This window comes from Streptosporangium sp. OZ121, assembly GCF_051918885.1.
Lineage (GTDB): Bacteria > Actinomycetota > Actinomycetes > Streptosporangiales > Streptosporangiaceae > Streptosporangium.
On the sequence record NZ_JBPXMC010000007.1, the window covers coordinates 202983 to 219287 of the forward strand.

The 16305-nt window shown below is 71.2% G+C and carries 14 protein-coding genes; 10 read left to right on the top strand and 4 right to left on the bottom strand.

Translation table 11 applies throughout. The features are described 5' to 3' along the window. Window position 1 precedes the first annotated feature (1 nt). Both ACTOQ1_RS16175 and ACTOQ1_RS16180 read left to right on the top strand, forming a co-directional pair. On the top strand, window positions 2–1027 hold the full coding sequence (locus ACTOQ1_RS16175) for an NAD-dependent epimerase/dehydratase family protein (protein WP_440067923.1): 1026 nt from the start codon (window positions 2–4) through the stop codon (window positions 1025–1027). Then, the gene (locus tag ACTOQ1_RS16180) at window positions 1024–2112 is read left to right on the top strand and encodes a lysophospholipid acyltransferase family protein (RefSeq protein WP_440067925.1); all 1089 of its coding nucleotides are present in this window, start codon (window positions 1024–1026) and stop codon (window positions 2110–2112) included. Before ACTOQ1_RS16175 ends, ACTOQ1_RS16180 begins: the two co-directional genes overlap by 4 nt. 127 nt (window positions 2113–2239) lie before the next feature. Here the strand turns inward: ACTOQ1_RS16180 and ACTOQ1_RS16185 are convergent, their stop codons facing one another. From ACTOQ1_RS16185 to ACTOQ1_RS16195, 3 genes are all read right to left on the bottom strand, one after another. After that, entirely contained in the window at window positions 2240–3139 is a 900-nt protein-coding gene (locus tag ACTOQ1_RS16185) for an HAD family hydrolase (protein WP_440067927.1), read from the bottom strand. 194 nt (window positions 3140–3333) lie between these two features. Further along, complete coding sequence (locus tag ACTOQ1_RS16190) at window positions 3334–4011, bottom strand: DUF5667 domain-containing protein (RefSeq protein WP_440067929.1); 678 nt, start codon at window positions 4009–4011, stop codon at window positions 3334–3336. Window positions 4012–4178: 167 nt separating this feature from the next. Further along, window positions 4179–4823, bottom strand: coding sequence for a sigma-70 family RNA polymerase sigma factor (locus ACTOQ1_RS16195; RefSeq protein WP_362690109.1), 645 nt, complete (start codon window positions 4821–4823; stop codon window positions 4179–4181). A 421-nt stretch (window positions 4824–5244) separates the two neighbouring features. Here ACTOQ1_RS16195 and ACTOQ1_RS16200 point away from each other — a divergent pair, with 421 nt between their 5' ends. After that, complete coding sequence (locus tag ACTOQ1_RS16200) at window positions 5245–6882, top strand: antibiotic biosynthesis monooxygenase (RefSeq protein ID WP_440067930.1); 1638 nt, start codon at window positions 5245–5247, stop codon at window positions 6880–6882. Window positions 6883–6982: 100 nt separating this feature from the next. Here ACTOQ1_RS16200 and ACTOQ1_RS16205 read toward each other — a convergent pair whose 3' ends face one another. Next, entirely contained in the window at window positions 6983–7231 is a 249-nt protein-coding gene (locus ACTOQ1_RS16205) for a glutaredoxin family protein (RefSeq protein WP_440067931.1), read from the bottom strand. 293 nt (window positions 7232–7524) lie between these two features. Between ACTOQ1_RS16205 and ACTOQ1_RS16210 the strand changes: the two genes are divergently transcribed. From ACTOQ1_RS16210 to hemL, 7 genes are all read left to right on the top strand, one after another. Further along, window positions 7525–8232: a redox-sensing transcriptional repressor Rex gene (locus ACTOQ1_RS16210; RefSeq protein WP_362690118.1), complete on the top strand. Its 708-nt coding sequence runs from the start codon at window positions 7525–7527 to the stop codon at window positions 8230–8232. A 373-nt stretch (window positions 8233–8605) separates the two neighbouring features. After that, complete coding sequence (locus ACTOQ1_RS16215; protein WP_440067933.1) at window positions 8606–9946, top strand: glutamyl-tRNA reductase; 1341 nt, start codon at window positions 8606–8608, stop codon at window positions 9944–9946. A gap of 44 nt (window positions 9947–9990) precedes the next feature. Beyond that, on the top strand, window positions 9991–10863 hold the full coding sequence (gene hemC, locus ACTOQ1_RS16220; protein WP_440067935.1) for a hydroxymethylbilane synthase: 873 nt from the start codon (window positions 9991–9993) through the stop codon (window positions 10861–10863). After that, on the top strand, window positions 10860–12440 hold the full coding sequence (locus ACTOQ1_RS16225; RefSeq protein WP_440067936.1) for a uroporphyrinogen-III synthase: 1581 nt from the start codon (window positions 10860–10862) through the stop codon (window positions 12438–12440). Before hemC ends, ACTOQ1_RS16225 begins: the two co-directional genes overlap by 4 nt. A 285-nt stretch (window positions 12441–12725) precedes the next feature. Then, on the top strand, window positions 12726–13712 hold the full coding sequence (hemB, locus tag ACTOQ1_RS16230; RefSeq protein ID WP_440067938.1) for a porphobilinogen synthase: 987 nt from the start codon (window positions 12726–12728) through the stop codon (window positions 13710–13712). 192 nt (window positions 13713–13904) lie between these two features. Next, a complete protein-coding gene (locus tag ACTOQ1_RS16235; RefSeq protein WP_440067940.1) occupies window positions 13905–14546 on the top strand; it encodes a bifunctional DNA primase/polymerase in 642 nt (213 codons plus the stop codon). 79 nt (window positions 14547–14625) lie between these two features. Continuing rightward, complete coding sequence (hemL, locus tag ACTOQ1_RS16240; RefSeq protein ID WP_440067941.1) at window positions 14626–15924, top strand: glutamate-1-semialdehyde 2,1-aminomutase; 1299 nt, start codon at window positions 14626–14628, stop codon at window positions 15922–15924. The last annotated feature ends 381 nt before the right edge of the window (window positions 15925–16305 follow it).

Below are 16305 nucleotides of genomic sequence, written 5' to 3' on the forward strand. Positions count from 1 at the left end.
GATGACCCACACCGTGCTTGTCACCGGGGTCTCGCGCCACATCGGCGCCCGAGTGGCGAGCGTTCTCGCGGATGACCCGGACATCGACCGGGTCATCGGAGTGGATACGGTGCCGCCGCCCTCGCTCTCACGTGATGGCGGCGTACCTCTCGGCCGGACGGAGTTCGTCCGCGTCGACCTGCGCAGCCCCGACATCGCCCAGGTGATCGCGGCCGCCGACATCGACACAGTCGTTCACATGAGTCTGGTGAGCGCTCCTCCCCGGAGCGGCGGCCGCGCGCTCATGAAGGAGCACAACGTCATCGGCACCATGCAGTTGCTCGGTGCCTGTCAGCGGTCCGCGACGGTCCGCCGCGTCGTCGTGCGCTCGACCACCGCCGTCTACGGTTCCTCCCCGCACGACCCCGCGGTCTTCACCGAGGACGCCGAGCCGGGAGAGCCGCCGAGCCATGGCTACGCCAAGGACGCCTCCGAGGTGGAGGGCTACGTCCGGGGCTTCGCCAGGCGGCGCCGCGACGTGACCGTGTCGACGCTCAGGTTCGCCAACTTCATGGGACCCGGTGTCGACTCACCGCTGATGCGTTACTTCACCCAGCCCGTCCTGCCGACCGTGCTCGGGTTCGACCCGCGGCTGCAGTTCGTCCACGAGGACGACGCGGTCGAGGTGCTGCGGCGGATGGCGATGGAGGACCACCCCGGCACGTTCAACGTGGCCGGAGAAGGCGTGCTGCTCCTGTCGCAGTGCGCGCGCAGGGCGGGCCTGCTCCCGATGCCCGTCCCCTCTCCCGTCTTCCGCTTCATGGGCGACCTCGCCCGGAGCGCGGGACTGGTCGGGTTCTCCCCCGAGCAACTCCGCCTGATGTGTCACGGACGCGTGGTCGACACCACCGCGCTGTCCACGGCGCTCGGCTGGAGGCCGAAGTTCTCCACCGCGGCCGCCTTCGAGGATTTCCTGCGCGCGCGTGACCTGGCCGGGGGCCTTCCCGCCGCCCTGATGGACATGGTGTCCCGGCCGGTGACGGGATGAGCGACGCGGTGGCCGGGAGCGAGGACGCCGAGGTGATCCCCATCACCAGGGCCCGCGCCTCCCGCGAGCACCTCCCCGGTCCGTCCGGCGAACCCGACTCCGAAGCGTCGGGCCCGGCCGGCGACCTCTTCTCGGAAGCTCCGTCCGATGAGCCCTTCTCGGAAGCGTCCGGCGAGCCCGCCCCCGAAGCCGGGTGGCCTTTCTCCGGGCCACCGGCCGGAGAGGGAGACGACGATCACCGGCTGGCCGAGCTGCTCGCCTTCCTGCGTCGCCGGGTGGCCGGCGACTACGAGGTCGACGAGTTCGGGTTCGACGCCGAGCTCACCGACAGGGTGCTGCTGGAGCTGATCCGCCCGCTGTACCGCCACTGGTTCCGCACCGAGACCGTGGGCATGCACAACGTGCCCGGCGACTCCGGAGCCCTGATCGTGGCCAACCACTCCGGCACCCTCCCGCTCGACGGGCTCATGCTGCAGGTGGCCCTGTACGACGACCATCCCGGACGCCGGGCGCTCCGTCTTCTGGGGGCGGACCTGGTCTACCGGCTCCCGGTGCTCGGACACCTGTCCCGCAAGACCGGTCACACCCTCGCCTGCCGCGAGGACGCCGACCGGCTGCTCCGCAAGGGCGAGGTCGTCGGCGTCTTTCCCGAGGGTTTCAAGGGAGTCGGCAAGCCGTTCTCCGATCGCTACCGGCTGCAGCGCTTCGGCCGGGGCGGCTTCGTCGCCTCCGCCATCCGCGCGGGCGTGCCGATCGTTCCCTGCGCCATCGTGGGCGCGGAGGAGATCTACCCCAAGATCGGTGACCTGCGGATCCTGGCCAGGGTGCTCGGCCTTCCCTACCTGCCGGTCACGCCGCTGTTCCCCTGGCTCGGGCCCCTCGGCCTGGTCCCGCTCCCGTCCAAGTGGATGATCGGCTTCGGCGAGCCGATCCGCACCGACGAGCTCGACCCCGCCGACGCCGACGACCCCATGCTGGTCTTCAACCTCACCGACCAGGTCAGGGAGGTCGTCCAGCAGCAGCTCGACGAGCTCCGGCTCAGGCGCGGCCACGCCTTGCCGCCCTTTCTCCGACGCCTTTTCTGAGGCGCCTTTCCCCGGGGCCTCCCCGGGGTTCCCTGAGCTTCGAGGCCCTATCGAGTGAAGGACCGCCACGGCCGGGGGCGGCCAGGGACGGCGGTGGGGACGGTGGAGCCGGCGCGCGAGCGGAGGGTCAGCGACCGGAGCGGTAGTGGCGGCGCAGGGCGACGGCGGCGGCGATGCCGCCCGCGACGGCTCCGGCACCCGCCGCGATGGGCAGGCCGATCATGGTCGCCTTGCGCCCCGTACGGAAGTCCTTGATGTCCCAGCTGTTCTGCCGGGCGAACTCGCGCAGCTCGGCGTCCGGGTTGATCGCGGTGGCGTGGCCGACGAGGGAGAGCAGGGGCAGGTCGTTGGCCGAGTCGCTGTAGGCGGAGCAGCGCGACAGGTCGAGTCCTTCCCTGCGGGCCAGGGCCTTGACGGCCTCCGCCTTGGCGGGGCCGTGGAGCAGGTCGCCGACCAGGCGGCCGGTGTAGACGCCGTTCTCGGTCTCGGCGACGGTGCCGAGCGCGCCGGTCAGGCCGAGGCGCTGGGCGATCACCCGGGCCAGCTCCACCGGGGTCGCGGTGACCAGCCAGACCCGCTGGCCCGCGTCGAGGTGTGCCTGCGCGATGGCGCGGGTGCCCGCCCAGATGCGGTCCGCCATCACCTCGTCGTAGATCTCCTCACCGAGCCGGACGATCTCCTCGACCTTGCTCCCCGCGACGAACGCCAGCGCGGTCTCTCTGGCCTCGTCGATGTGCGCGGGGTTCTCGTCGCCGCGGATCCGGAAGACCACCTGGCCGATCGCGAACCTGAACAGATCCTTGCTGGTGAACAGGCCCCGGGAGGCGAGGCCGCGGGCGAAGTGGTAGATGGAGGCGCCGCGCATCATGGTGTTGTCGACGTCGAAGAAGGCGGCGGCCACCGGGTCGGGCTCGGCCATCGGCATCGCCACGGCGGCCGCGGCGGCCACCTCGCCCGCCGCGACCTCCCCGACCGTCGCCCGTCTGGCCGTCTCCGCTTCGTCCCGCCGTCGTAGTAGCCGCCTCATAGCCCCTCAGCTTAACCGGGGCAGAGGGGTGAGATCAGTAGCGTCGGTATGAGCCGGATGTGACGTCTTGGTGTCGTACGCATCGCGCGAGCCCGGCGGGGCCGGGCCCCGATGCCGTGGTCCGGGACGGGAGGGCGACCCGGTTCCCGCGCGCGGCGGTCCGGGACGGTGGGGCCGGTCCCGTACCGGAGCGGCTACTCGGGCGGGGCCAGGCCCTCGATGTAGTTGAGGTAGACGTGGGCCTTGCGCTGGTTCTCCGCGCCCATCTTGGGGATCATCCCGGCGATCTGGGTGCGCTGCTTCTGGACGAAGCGCTTGAGCTCCTTGGCGCTCGCGGAGTCGCGGCGCCGCATCTGCCGCAGGGAGGTCACCGCGGAGCGCGTGGTGTCCTCCATGGCCTGGAGGGTCTCCCCGATCACCTCCTCGCGCTCGCGCTCGCCCTCGTCCGAGCCCAGGAGTTCCTTGACCTCGCGGGCGCGGGTCTCGGCGTAGCCGAAGGAGCGGTCGGCCCGCTCGGCGTCGTCGCTGCTCAGGTGGAACAGCGTCCTCTCGGCGGCGCGCTTGAGCGGGTAGAAGGTGTCACCGGGCATCGACCGGTAGGTCCACATACCGGATACCGCCATCGAGGCCACCAGGGCGATGCTCAGCAACCGCGGGAACAGCCCCGCACGGGATCTCCGCCGGGAGTGGCGGGGGCCCATCGGCCGCTGCTCGGGAACGTCCTCCCCGGGCGGGGACTGGGTGAGCCGCTCGCGGAGCCTGGCGTTGAACTCGGGCCCGGGGGTGGCCGCCATGCGGGCGCCGAGTCGTGACACGCGGTCCTGGATGCGCGCCTGCGACCTCCGCGAGAATCCGGGCAGCCACTTCCCCATGAACGCTCCCTGCCGCCCCCAGCTCATGATCCATCGGTGTCACTTGCCTAACGACGACTTGGCACGGCAGGTTACGCGCTGCGCCACATCGACATGGGAACATTGTTTCGGGCGTGGCGGCCGCGGCCGGGAGGCGAAGGACCGAGGACAGCCGATGCCGGCCGGTCTCAGCTGAGGTCGGAGGGCAGCGCGCGAGCCAGGGCGCGGATCGCGCGGAACTGGAGTGCCTTGATGGCGCCGCTCTTCTTGCCCATGATGAGCGCGGTCTCCGCCAGCGACATGCCGTGCAGGAAACGCAGTACCACGCACTCCTGCTGCTCGGGGCCGAGGCCGCGGACGGCGGTGAGCACCCGATCGCTGATCATCGCGGTGACGACGGCGTTCTCCGGGATGTGCGGGCCGTCGAGCGGGGTGTCGATCACCTCGGCGGTCGTGACCTCAAGGCGGTACCTGCCGGACTTGAAGTGATCGGTGATCAGGTTCCTCGCGATGGTCACGAGCCAGGCCCCGAAATCACGCCCTTGCCACGTGAAGTCCGTGATCCGGCGGAGCGCGCGGAGAAAGGTCTCGCTCGTGAGATCCTCGGCCAGTGGGTGTGAGCCGACCCGGAAGTAGACGTAGCGGTACACCAGGGTGAGGTAACGATCGTAGAGCGTGCCAAAAGCATCCGAATCTCCGGTTTTGGCGCGCAAAACGAGCCTCCGGAGTTCTTCGGAGGCATCCTCACGCACGGTGAGGTCACTACTGCGGACGGGCTGGGCTACCCCGGCTGTCGTGGGGAGGTGCCCGGCGAGCGGCCACGTTTCAGGCATCCGGTATCCCTGAGGGGAGGGGGTACGGCGTGCTCGATCACTCTAGAAATGAAGTGGAAATTCCACAATCCACTTTGAAGCGTCGTGACTGGGGGTAATCGCCGGATACGGTGTGGGGTCGGTTGTTTCAGACCGGCGCCGGGAGCCGACCGAGGGTTCGGCTACCGGTTGGGGGGTAATGTCCGGCAGCATTGGAGACACCATGGAAGTCCTCGTCGCTGTCATCGCCTTCGCCGGTGCATTGCTCGCAGCCATCGCCACCGGTGCTCTCGTCAGTCGCCTCCGCAGTGAGCCCAAGGGCTGGCTGATCGCCTGGAGCATCACGACGGCGTCTCTCTCCGTATCACTCGGAGTAATCGCCACCGGTTATCTGATCGGATTTGGGACAGGCACGTTCCGTATTTATCAACTGACCGGATCCATGCTGGCGCCGCTGTGGCTGGCCGTCGGGGTCATCCAGCTGATGGCTCGCAAGGGCACGGCCAGGTTCTCCTCCTGGCTCCTGGGGATCGCCTTCACCGTCATCGCCACGGTGATCCTGGCGGTCGACCCGGTCCTGCAGGAGAAGGACTTCGCCAAGGCACTCCCGCTGGGCAGCCGCCACTGGAACCTGCCCCCGGCCTACCTGCTCGGTACCGTCCATGTGATCGTCGCGCTCGTGCTGCTGGGCGGGTTGCTGCTGGCGGTCCTCCGCTGGCGCGGCGGTGACGACTACGACGCCGACAACATGCACGCGCTCCTGGTGCTCGGCCCCACCGGCCTCGCCCTCGTCGGAGCCGTCAGCTTCGCGGTGTCCGGGATGTTCACCGCGCTCCTGCTCTTCGTCACCGCCGCCGCGGTCTGGTACGCCATGCTCCGCCCGCTCGCGCCCTACGAGGACGACGACGAGGACGCGGACGACGCGGACGACGAGTGGGAGGACCGCCCCCCGCGGCCGCGCCGCCCCGAGTACGAGCCCCGCGACGTGCAGGTCGCCGGCCGCCGCGTGACCCCGGAGAGTCCCCCCGCCCGCGCCCTGGCCGAGGAGGCGCCCCGCCGCTCAGGCCTCGGTGACCTCGTGGCCGAGTACCGGGCGGGTGAGCAGGACGTCGACTACGCTGCGCGCATGCGGCAGCAGCAACCCTCCCCGCCCGACGACAGGTTCGGTGGCCCCGCCACGGGGATGTTCATGGCGGGTGAGTACGGCATGCCGCCCGCCGACCAGCCGTCCGGCGGTGACCCCGGCAGGCGCGGCGGTGATCCCGGCAGGCAGCCGCCGCCGGTCACCGGCCAGTTCGGCATGCCGGGCACGCCCGGCCCGGCGACCGGTGAGTACAACATCCCGGCCCACGAGTTCGGCAGGCACGGCGCCCCCGGTTCCGGCAGGCCGTCAGGCCCGGGCACCGGCGAGTTCGGCAGGCCCGGAGGCACGGGCGAGTTCGGCAGGCCCGGGGGGACCGGTGATTTCGGCAGGCCCGCGGGGCCGGGCACCGGCGAGTTCGGCATGCCGGGCGTGCCCGGCCCCGGCAGGTCGGGAAGCCTCCAGCCGATGCCCGCCGACCAGGCCTTCGGCGGCGCGCCCTCCCCGGGCTCCGAGCAGGGGCGCGGAGGCTCCCGAGGCTACGAGCGGGGGGGCTCGCAGGGCTACGACCAGGCGTTCGGCGTCACCCCCTCGACCGGTGCCATGTATCCGGGCGGGCCGGGAACGCCGGGCGGGGCCGGTGACCTGCCGGGTGGCTCGAACCGCCCCTCGCCGAGCATCTTCGGCCTGCTGACGGTCTTCACCCTGCTCGACGGCACCGGCGAGAGATTCGACCGGCTCGCGGAGGAGACCGTCGAGGCGGTGCGCCGCTCCGAGCCGGACACGCTCGTCTACACCTGCCACTCGGTGAAGTCGGCGCCTCTCCAGCGCATCGTCTACGAGCTCTACCGGGACGAGGTCGCCTACAGCGACCACCAGCGCCAGCCCCACACGCAGCGCTTCGTCACCGAGCGCCAGACGATGGTGCTCGCCACCAATGTGATCGAACTCACCGTGAACGCCGCGAAGGTGATGCCGCTCCCGACCGCCTTCAGGTAGCGAACGCGGCGCGGGTGGCCTGTGTCAGGTGGCCACCCGCGGCGCTCACGGGCGAGGAACGTCCTTCAGGTGTCGATGGCGTCGAGGGCGGCGACGGTGGCTAATCGTCGAGGGCGGCGCGCAGGCGGTTCTCGTCGACGCGCCAGAAGTCGTGCTGCACCCCGTCGACAAGGGTGACCGGGATCATCTCCCAGTAGCGGGCCTGGTCCTCCTCGGAGGCCGTGATGTCGCGCTCCTCCCACGGGACGCCGAGGTCCGCGGCGACCCGCTCGATCACCGCCCGCGCGTCGTCGCACAGGTGGCAACCGGGTTTGCCGAGCAGGGTGATGCGATGGTCTCGCGGTGACATGACCGCCACGGTAGCCGAACCGCGGCGACGCGCCGGTCCTCGCGGCGAGGGGTGAAGATCGGGTCCGGCGGCAGGAAAGGCCCGGTGGCGACGGGGCTCGCGCCCGCCGTACGCGCGGTTCCAGGGCCTGGTGAGGGGGCGGAGGACGGACCGGAGGGGGGCGCGGCCAAGATTGTGAACACTCACTTTGTGCATCGGTTCACAAAAGGACTAACCTGAATGACAGTGGTTTCACCTCGTCATCCGTCGCGTCCGGGCCGCGCCGGCCGCCTGTCCCCCTGGAGTTCCGGCACGTGATCCGCCGTCTGTCCCAAGCCCGCGAACGCGGCATTCCCGAGGCGACCGTCGCCCGGCTGCCGCTCTATCTGCGAGCGCTGAACGGCATGGCCGAGCGTGGCCTGGCGACCGTGAGCTCGGAGGATCTCGCCGTCGCGGCGGGCGTCAACTCGGCCAAGCTCCGCAAGGATCTCTCCCACCTGGGGTCGTACGGCACCCGGGGGGTCGGCTACGACGTCGAATACCTCATCTACCAGATCTCCCGTGAGCTGGGTCTCACCCAGGACTGGGCCGTCGCCATCGTCGGAGTGGGTAACCTCGGGCGTGCGCTCGCCAATTACGGCGGGTTCGTCTCCCGCGGGTTCAGGGTCGCGGCGCTGCTCGACGCGGACCCCGAAGTGGTGGGCGACCACATCGCGGGATTGAATGTGGAGCACATCGACGAGCTGGAAGCCGTGATAAGGCGGCGGGGAGTGTCGATCGTGGTGCTCGCGACACCGGCCGTGGCGGCCCAGCAGGTGGCCGACCGGGTCGTCGCCGTAGGGGTCACCAGCATCCTGAACTTCGCCCCCGTCGTCCTTTCCGTGCCGGAAGGCGTCGATATCCGTAAGGTCGACCTGTCGATTGAATTGCAGATCTTGGCGTTTCACGAGCAACGCAAGGCGGATCGGATGAGTGGGGGGCCCGCGATGGCCGAGGAGTGGCCCGAGGCGGTGGACTTGTGAACAGGCACGGTGCACGAGCCGGCGGGCACGCTGACGGGCACGCTGACGGGCACGGCATCTCCCGGCCTTCCCGGACGCCCATGACGCTTTCCCGGACGACCGCGACGTCCCGGACGATCGCGACGAGCATGACGATCACCATGACGATGGCGCGTATGAGGACGAATACGGAGACGGCGAGCACGAGTACGGCGAGCATGAGCAGGGTGACGAGCAGTGCGGCGAGCGCCGCGGCCCAGGCCCCGGGCGGCCACCTCTCCTCTCGCGGTTCCGGAGCCCCTCGTGGCTCCCGGGACTCACGAGTCTCCCGGGACCCGGGAGCCCCTCGAACTTGCGGAGCCTCCCGGAGCGACCGGAAGGCGGGAGAGGGCCGATGAGCGTTCTCGTCGTCGGCCTGAGCCACCGGACGGCACCGGTGGCCCTGCTGGAACGGGTCTCCGTCTCCGGTGACTCGCTGGTGAAGCTGCTCCAGGACATCCAGCAGGACGCCCACGTCGCCGAGAGCATGGTCGTCTCGACGTGCAACCGGGTCGAGATCTACGCCGAGGTCGACCGGTTCCACGCCGCGGTGACCTCGCTCTCCCGGCTGCTCAGCGACCACTCCGGCGTCTCCATGGAGCAACTGGCCTCCCACCTCTACGTGCACTACGAGGACCGTGCCGTCGAGCACCTGTTCTCGGTCGGCTCCGGCCTCGACTCGATGGTCGTGGGAGAGGGACAGATCCTCGGCCAGGTGCGTTCGGCGCTCAGGCTCGCCCAGGAGGAGGGCACCCTCGGCCCGACGCTCAACGAGCTCGTCCAGCAGTCACTGCGGGTGGGCAAGCGCTCGCACACCGAGACCGGCATCGACCGGGCGGGCGCCTCCCTCGTCGGCGTGGGGCTCACCCTCGCCGAGCGCGCCCTCGGCCCCCTGGAGGGGAAGCGGGCCCTGGTGGTCGGCGCGGGCTCGATGAGCGCCCTGTCGGCCGCGACCCTGCAGCGGGCGGGCGTCACCGACATCGTGGTGGTCAACCGGACCCACGAGCGCGCCGTGCGGCTGGCACAGACGGTCGGCGGCAGGGCCGCCGGATTCGGCGACCTGGCGGCCGAGCTGGCGGAGGCCGATCTGGTCATCTCCTGCACCGGCGCCACCGACGTGGTCATCACGGCCGACATGGTGACCCCCCGCGAGACGTTCCTGCTGGACCTGGCCCTGCCGCACGACATCGACCCCGCCGTGCGGCGGCTGCCCGGTGTGACGCTGGTCGACCTGGAGTCCATGCAGGAGGGCGAGGCCGACGCCGGCACCGACGACGGCGGTCGCGCCGAGGCGGTCACCGCCGTGCGCGGCATCGTCGCCGAGGAGGTCACCGCCTACCTGTCGGCCGAGCGCGCCGCGCGCGTCACGCCGACCGTGGTGGCACTGCGGAGCAAGGCGGCCCAGGTGGTCGAGGCGGAGCTCGGACGGCTCGTCGCGCGGGTCCCCGATCTTGAAGGGCGCGTCAGGGACGAGGTCGGCCAGACCGTCAGGCGCGTGGTCGACAAGCTGCTCCACGAGCCCACCGTGCGCGTCAAGCAGCTGGCGGAGTCCCCGGCGGGCGATCATTACGCCGAAGCGCTGCGCGAGCTGTTCAATCTTGACCCGAAGGTGCCCGAAGCGGTGAGGCGCATCGAGACGATCGACGCCGAGCCGGGTAAGAACACCGAGCCGAGCAAGAAGGAGGCAGGCCTGTGAGCGGTGTTTCTTCTTCGCTCCGGCTGGGGACCAGGCGGAGCGTCATGGCGACGACGCAGTCGGGCCTGGTCGCCACTCGCCTCACCGAGCTGACCGGCGCGGCCGTCGAGCTGGTCGGCGTCACCACCTTCGGCGACGTGACCAAGGCCGACCTCACGCAGCTCGGCGGTACGGGGGTCTTCGTCAGCGCGCTGCGCGACAAGCTGATCGAGGGCGCGATCGACTTCGCGGTGCACTCGCTGAAGGACCTGCCCACCACGCCCGACCCGCGCGTGGTCATCGCGGCGATCCCGCCGCGCGACGACCCCAGGGACGCCCTGGTGAGCGTCGCCAAGCTGGCCGACCTGCCGCCCGGCGCGAAGATCGGCACCGGTTCCCCGCGCCGGATCGCCCAGCTCCGGATGATCCGTCCTGATCTTGACTACGTGCCGATCCGCGGCAACGCCGACACCCGCATCGGCAAGGTGGCCTCCGGCCAGCTGCAGGGCGTCGTGCTCGCCGCCGCCGGGCTCGGCCGGCTGGGCCGCGACGCCGAGATCTCCCAGATCTTCGAGGTCGAGGAGATGCTGCCCGCCCCCGGTCAGGGGGCGCTGGCCGTGGAGTGCCGCTCCGACCGCTCCGACCTGGTCGAGCTGCTGAGCGTGCTCGACGACGCCCGCACCCGGGCCGCGGTCACCGCCGAGCGCGCGGTGCTCAACGCCCTGGAGGCGGGGTGCGCCGCCCCGGTGGGCGCGTACTCGGCCGAGAACGGGCCCGATCTGATCCTTACCGCCGCTGTCGTCGCCGTCGACGGCAGGCGCGCGGTGCGCAAGTCCACCGCCGGAAGCTCTTCCGCGCCCATGGATCTCGGCCGCGACCTCGCGGCCGAGATGATCGCGGAAGGGGCCGGCACGTTGATAGGGGAGCGAGCACATTGAGCTCCGGAAGTACCACCTTCGAGCGCCCGTCCGGGTTCGTCGCCTTCGTCGGCGCGGGTCCCGGTGATGAGGGCCTGCTCACGCTGCGTGGCGCCGACCTGCTTTCCAAGGCGGACGTCGTCATCCTCGACCGGGAGGCGTACGGCCCGCTGCTGCGCCACTGCCGCGAGGACGTCGAGATCGTCGACGTGGCCGAGGACGGCGCCGTCTCCCTGAAGGTCGTCAAGACCGCCAAGGGCGGCAGCGGCGTCGTGCGGTTGTGCGCGGGCGACCCGATGTTCTTCTCCTCGATCACCGAGGAGGTCGCGGCCTGTGCCAAGGCGGAGGTGGACTTCGAGATCGTGCCCGGCGTGCCGCCGGCGACGGCGGTGCTCACCTACGCGGGCATCCCCGCCGCGGTGTCGGTGCCCGAGTTCCGGGTCGTGGACGCGACGCAGATCGACGACTGGTCCACGTACGCCACCGGGGCGGGCACCCTGGTGATCTACAACGGCATCGCCCAGGCCGTCCCGATCGGCAAGGCGCTGATCGCGGCGGGCCGTCCCGACTCGACGCCCGTGGCGGTCAGCAGCGCGGGCACCACCACCGAGCAGCACACCGTGGTGACCACGCTGGGCCGGCTCGCGCCCGATCTCAAGCACGCGGGGATGACCGAGCCCGCCCTGATCGTGGTCGGCGAGGCCGTCGGCATGCGCGACCGGCTGTCGTGGTTCGAGACCAAGCCGCTGTTCGGCTGGCGGGTGCTCGTGCCCAGGACCAAGGAGCAGTCGGCCGGCCTGGTCGAGCAGCTGCGCTCGTACGGCGCGGTGCCCGAGGAGGTCCCCACGATCTCCGTCGAGCCGCCGCGCACCCCGCAGCAGATGGACCGCGCGATCAAGGGCCTGGTCACCGGACGCTACGAGTGGGTCGCCTTCACCAGCGCGAACGCGGTCAAGGCCGTGCGCGAGAAGTTCGAGGAGTACGGCCTGGACGCCCGCGCGTTCGCCGGGCTCAAGGTCGCGGCCGTGGGCGACAGCACCGCGCGGGCGCTGGTGAGCTTCGGCGTCAAGCCCGACCTGATGCCGTCCGGCGAGCAGTCGTCGGAGGGCTTGCTGGCCGAGTGGCCCCCGTACGACTCGATGCTCGACCCGATCAACCGGGTACTGCTGCCGCGCGCCGACATCGCGACCGAGACGCTCGTGGCCGGGCTGACCGAGCTGGGCTGGGAGTGCGACGACGTGACCGCCTACCGGACCGTCCGCGCCGCGCCGCCGCCCGCCCCGACCCGCGAGGCCATCAAGGGCGGCGGGTTCGACGCGGTGCTGTTCACCTCGTCGAGCACCGTCCGCAACCTGGTGGGCATCGCGGGCAAGCCGCACAACGTCACGGTCATCGCCGTGATCGGCCCGCAGACCGCCAAGACCGCCGAGGAGTTCGGGCTCCGCGTCGACGTGATGGCCGACAAGCCCTCGGCTTCCGCCCTCGCGGCGGCGCTGGCGGAGTATGGTGCCAAGCAGCGGCAGGCCGCCGTCGTGGCGGGGGACACCCCTCGCAGGCCCTCGCAGACCCGGCGGGGAGCCCGGCGCCGCGCCAAGTAACCTTGAGAGTGGCGCTCGCCCGTGCACGACGGGCGGGCAGGCCGCGTTCGACGCCCCCGGTGAGCGCCGCGGGGCGTGATCGCCACTGCGAGGATCGGCGTCGCGGCCGGCACCGCGTCACGCTGGTCGGCACCGCATCATGTTGATCGGTGTCACGGCCGGCACCGTGTCACGTCGATCGGTGTCGAGGCAGGCACCGCGCCGTGTCGAGCGGCGAGCCAGGAACACACACCGAGCTCCTCCGGCCCGCAGTTCCCCTACCGGCCGGGGAGAGGGGGAGACAACATGACGGCCCAGTTCCCTGTCGCGCGCCCGCGCAGGCTCCGCCGTACGGCACCGATGCGCCGGATGGTGGCCGGAACCCGGCTGCACCCGGCGGAGCTGGTGCTTCCGATGTTCGTGAAGGAGGGCATCGCCGAGCCGAACCCGATCGGCTCGATGCCCGGGGTGTTCCAGCACACCCGCGACTCGCTGCGCAAGGCCGCCCACGAGGCCGCCGAGGCCGGGGTCGGCGGGCTGATCCTGTTCGGTGTCCCCGAGGTGAAGGACGGCCGGGGGTCGGCCGCCGACGACCCGGAGGGAATCGTCCAGCTCGCCGTCGCCGACCTGGTCGCCGACGTGGGCGACACGCTGGTGGTGATGACCGACACCTGCCTGGACGAGTTCACCGACCACGGGCACTGCGGCATCCTCACCCCGGACGGGGAGGTCGACAACGACGCCACCCTGGAGCGCTACGCGGCCTCGGCGGTGGCCCAGGCGCGGGCCGGTTCGCAGGTCATCGCGCCGAGCGGCATGATGGACGGCCAGGTCGCGGCGATCAGGGCGGCCCTGGACGGCGACGGCTTCGAGCAGATCCCGATCCTGGCGTACTCGGCCAAGTACGCCTCGGCGTTCTACGGCCCGTTCCGCGAGGCGGCCGAGTGCGCTCCCCAGTTCGGCGACCGCAACGCCTACCAGCAGGACGCGGCGGGACCGGTCGGCGAGGCGCTGCGCGAGGTGCGGCTGGACCTCGACGAGGGCGCCGACGCCGTCATGGTCAAGCCCGCGCTGGCCTACCTCGACATCCTGCGCCAGGTGCGCGACGCCGTGGACGTGCCGGTGGCGGCGTACCAGGTCAGCGGTGAGTACGCCATGGTCGAGGCCGCGGCGGCGAACGGCTGGATCGACCGGGACCGGGCGATCATGGAGTCGCTGGTCGCGATCCGCAGGGCGGGGGCCGACATGATCCTCACCTACTGGGCGACCGAGGTGGCCGCGAAGCTGAGATGAGACCGACGGCACGTGTCGAGAACTGGAGGTTCGTCGCTTGGTGGAGAAGCGTGTGCGTTAGAGTGCGATAACCGGTGCGGATGTGTCCCAGGTGGCGTAGACCCTGGGTGTTTGACGTTCTTCACTGACCAGAGTGGGACAGGTCGATCGCATCCGGATGGCACGCGGGGTGCGCGGACGACGGAGGACACAATGGTCGGGGTACCGATGGTTCGTCGAAGCAGACGACATGCTCATCCGAAGCAGATGATCAACTCTGTGCTGGAGTACGCCGCCCTGGGCTGGGCGAGCTGTCCCGGCGCGAGGCCGCTGAAGGGCGGTTCGCGCTCCTGCTCGTGCGACCGGGTCGGCTGTCCCGACCCGGGAGCCCACCCGCTCTCGCGGGCCTGGCAGATGCAGGCCACCACCGACCCCACCCTGCTCACCAACTGGTGGCGGTACGAGCCCGAGGCGAACGTGGTCCTTCCCACGGGGCGGGTGTTCGACGTCTTCGACGTACCGCTCGCCGCGGGGCGCACCACCCTCGCGAACATGGACTCCGCGGGAGCCACCTCGGGCCCGGTCGCCGTCAACGGCGACCGGGCCCTGTTCTTCGTGGCCACCAGGAACGCCTCCGACGACGAGGACGAGTGGTGGACCTGCGCCCTCGACTTCGGCCCGTCCACCATCGAGGAGATGCCCGGCCTGCGCTGGCACTGCCGCGACAGCTACGTCCTCGCCCCGCCCTCGCTGCTGCCGACCGGCGGGACCGGCTCGTGGCTGCGCCCGCCCGACGGACGCCCGCTGCCCGACCCTCTGCGCGTCCTCGACTGGCTCGCCGACACCTGCGAGTGAGCCGGTCGTCACCACCGTGCTCGAAGGTGCCCGGAGGGGACGGGCGGAGGCTCGTCCTGCGGTGACTACCCTGTAGGGCGTGAGCCGTACTGATAACTCCGAGGCCCTGTTCGCCCGCGCACGCGAGATCGTCCCCGGGGGCGTCAACTCCCCGGTCCGAGCCTTCGGCGCCGTCGGCGGGACGCCGCGCTTCATGACCTCGGGGCAGGGCCCCTACATCACCGACGTCGACGGCAACCGCTACGTCGACCTGGTCTGTTCGTGGGGGCCGATGATCCTCGGCCACCGGCACCCCGCCGTCATCGAGGCTCTGCAGGAGGCGCTGCGCGACGGCACCTCGTTCGGTACGGCGACCCCCGGCGAGGTCGAGCTCGCCGAGGAGATCGTCGATCGGGTGGAGCCGGTGGAGAAGGTCCGCCTGGTCAGCTCCGGTACCGAGGCCACCATGTCCGCCGTGCGGCTGGCCCGCGGGGTCACCGGCCGATCCAAGATCGTGAAGTTCGCGGGCTGTTACCACGGCCACGTCGACGCCCTCCTCGCCTCGGCCGGTTCCGGTGTGGTGACCTTCGGCCTGCCCGACACCCCCGGCGTGACCGGCGCCTCGGCCGCCGACACCGTGGTGCTGCCGTACAACTCGGTCGAGGCGGTCACGGAGGCGTTCCAGACCTTCGGCGCCGACATCGCGTGCGTGATCACCGAGGCGTGCCCGGCCAACATGGGCGTCGTCCCGCCGCTCGACGGGTTCAACGCCACGCTGCGCGAGCTGTGCACCGCGCACGGTGCGCTGCTGATCGTCGACGAGGTGCTCACCGGTTTCCGGGTGTCGGAGTCCGGCTGGTACGGGCTCGACCCGGTCGACGCCGACCTCATGACCTTCGGGAAGGTCATGGGCGGCGGCCTGCCCGCCGCCGCGTTCGGCGGGCGCGCCGACGTGATGGCCCACCTCGCGCCGGAGGGGCCGGTCTACCAGGCGGGCACCCTGTCGGGGAACCCGCTGGCCTGCGCGGCCGGCCTGGCCACCCTGCGCGCCTGCGACGAGGGCGTCTACGACCGGGTCGACGCCGCGGCACTGGTCATCGGCCGCGCCGCCGCCGACGCCCTGTCCGCGGCCGGGGTGCCGCACCGCCTGCAGCGCGCCGGGAGCCTGTTCTCGATCTTCTTCACCGACGAGCGGGTCACCGACTTCGCCACCGCCCAGAAGCAGGACACCGCCGCCTACCGGGCGTTCTTCCACGCGATGCTCGACCAGGGCGTCTACCTGCCGCCGTCGGCGTACGAGGCGTGGTTCCTGTCTTCGGCCCACGACGACGAGGCCCTCTCCCGTATCGCTGAGGCTCTTCCGGTCGCCGCGAAGGCCGCCGCTTCCGTTTCCGGTTAGCGGTGCGAGTGTTCGTTTAAAGCGGGTTGGATGGCTCGTGCTTCGGTGGGGGCTTTGGTAGGCGCGCGCTCCGGTGGGTGGGTGCTCCGGGCGGCCGTCGTCGGTGGCGGCTCCGGTGTGTCAGGCCTCCGGCCTGGCGGGCACGCCGGTTACGGATTTTTATAAGCCTCCCGGAACACCCACCCACCTCCGCACACGGCCCGTCTCGCCGTACGCCGTGCGGACCGTAGTCGCTTTCTCGCGGGCCGCCCAGTGTGCGCTGGGACGCTGAAGCAATCCGTACGGGGCCGTTGCTCGTTGAACGCCGAAGCTGAAGCGCCCGTGCGGAAAGGAGCGCAGGGGGCGCTCGCCAGCGCTCGCTCGCCGTGGGTGCTCATGGGG

Bases quoted from the DNA above. Each gene is read 5' to 3' on its own strand.
- ACTOQ1_RS16175 (WP_440067923.1), top strand. From the start codon at position 2: ATGACCCACACCGTGCTTGTCACCGGGGTCTCGCGCCACATCGGCGCC.
- ACTOQ1_RS16180 (WP_440067925.1), top strand. From the start codon at position 1,024: ATGAGCGACGCGGTGGCCGGGAGCGAGGACGCCGAGGTGATCCCCATC.
- ACTOQ1_RS16185 (WP_440067927.1), bottom strand. From the start codon at position 3,139: ATGAGGCGGCTACTACGACGGCGGGACGAAGCGGAGACGGCCAGACGG.
- ACTOQ1_RS16190 (WP_440067929.1), bottom strand. From the start codon at position 4,011: ATGGGGAAGTGGCTGCCCGGATTCTCGCGGAGGTCGCAGGCGCGCATC.
- ACTOQ1_RS16195 (WP_362690109.1), bottom strand. From the start codon at position 4,823: ATGCCTGAAACGTGGCCGCTCGCCGGGCACCTCCCCACGACAGCCGGG.
- ACTOQ1_RS16200 (WP_440067930.1), top strand. From the start codon at position 5,245: ATGCTGGCGCCGCTGTGGCTGGCCGTCGGGGTCATCCAGCTGATGGCT.
- ACTOQ1_RS16205 (WP_440067931.1), bottom strand. From the start codon at position 7,231: ATGTCACCGCGAGACCATCGCATCACCCTGCTCGGCAAACCCGGTTGC.
- ACTOQ1_RS16215 (WP_440067933.1), top strand. From the start codon at position 8,606: ATGAGCGTTCTCGTCGTCGGCCTGAGCCACCGGACGGCACCGGTGGCC.
- hemC (WP_440067935.1), top strand. From the start codon at position 9,991: ATGGCGACGACGCAGTCGGGCCTGGTCGCCACTCGCCTCACCGAGCTG.
- hemB (WP_440067938.1), top strand. From the start codon at position 12,726: ATGACGGCCCAGTTCCCTGTCGCGCGCCCGCGCAGGCTCCGCCGTACG.
- ACTOQ1_RS16235 (WP_440067940.1), top strand. From the start codon at position 13,905: ATGGTCGGGGTACCGATGGTTCGTCGAAGCAGACGACATGCTCATCCG.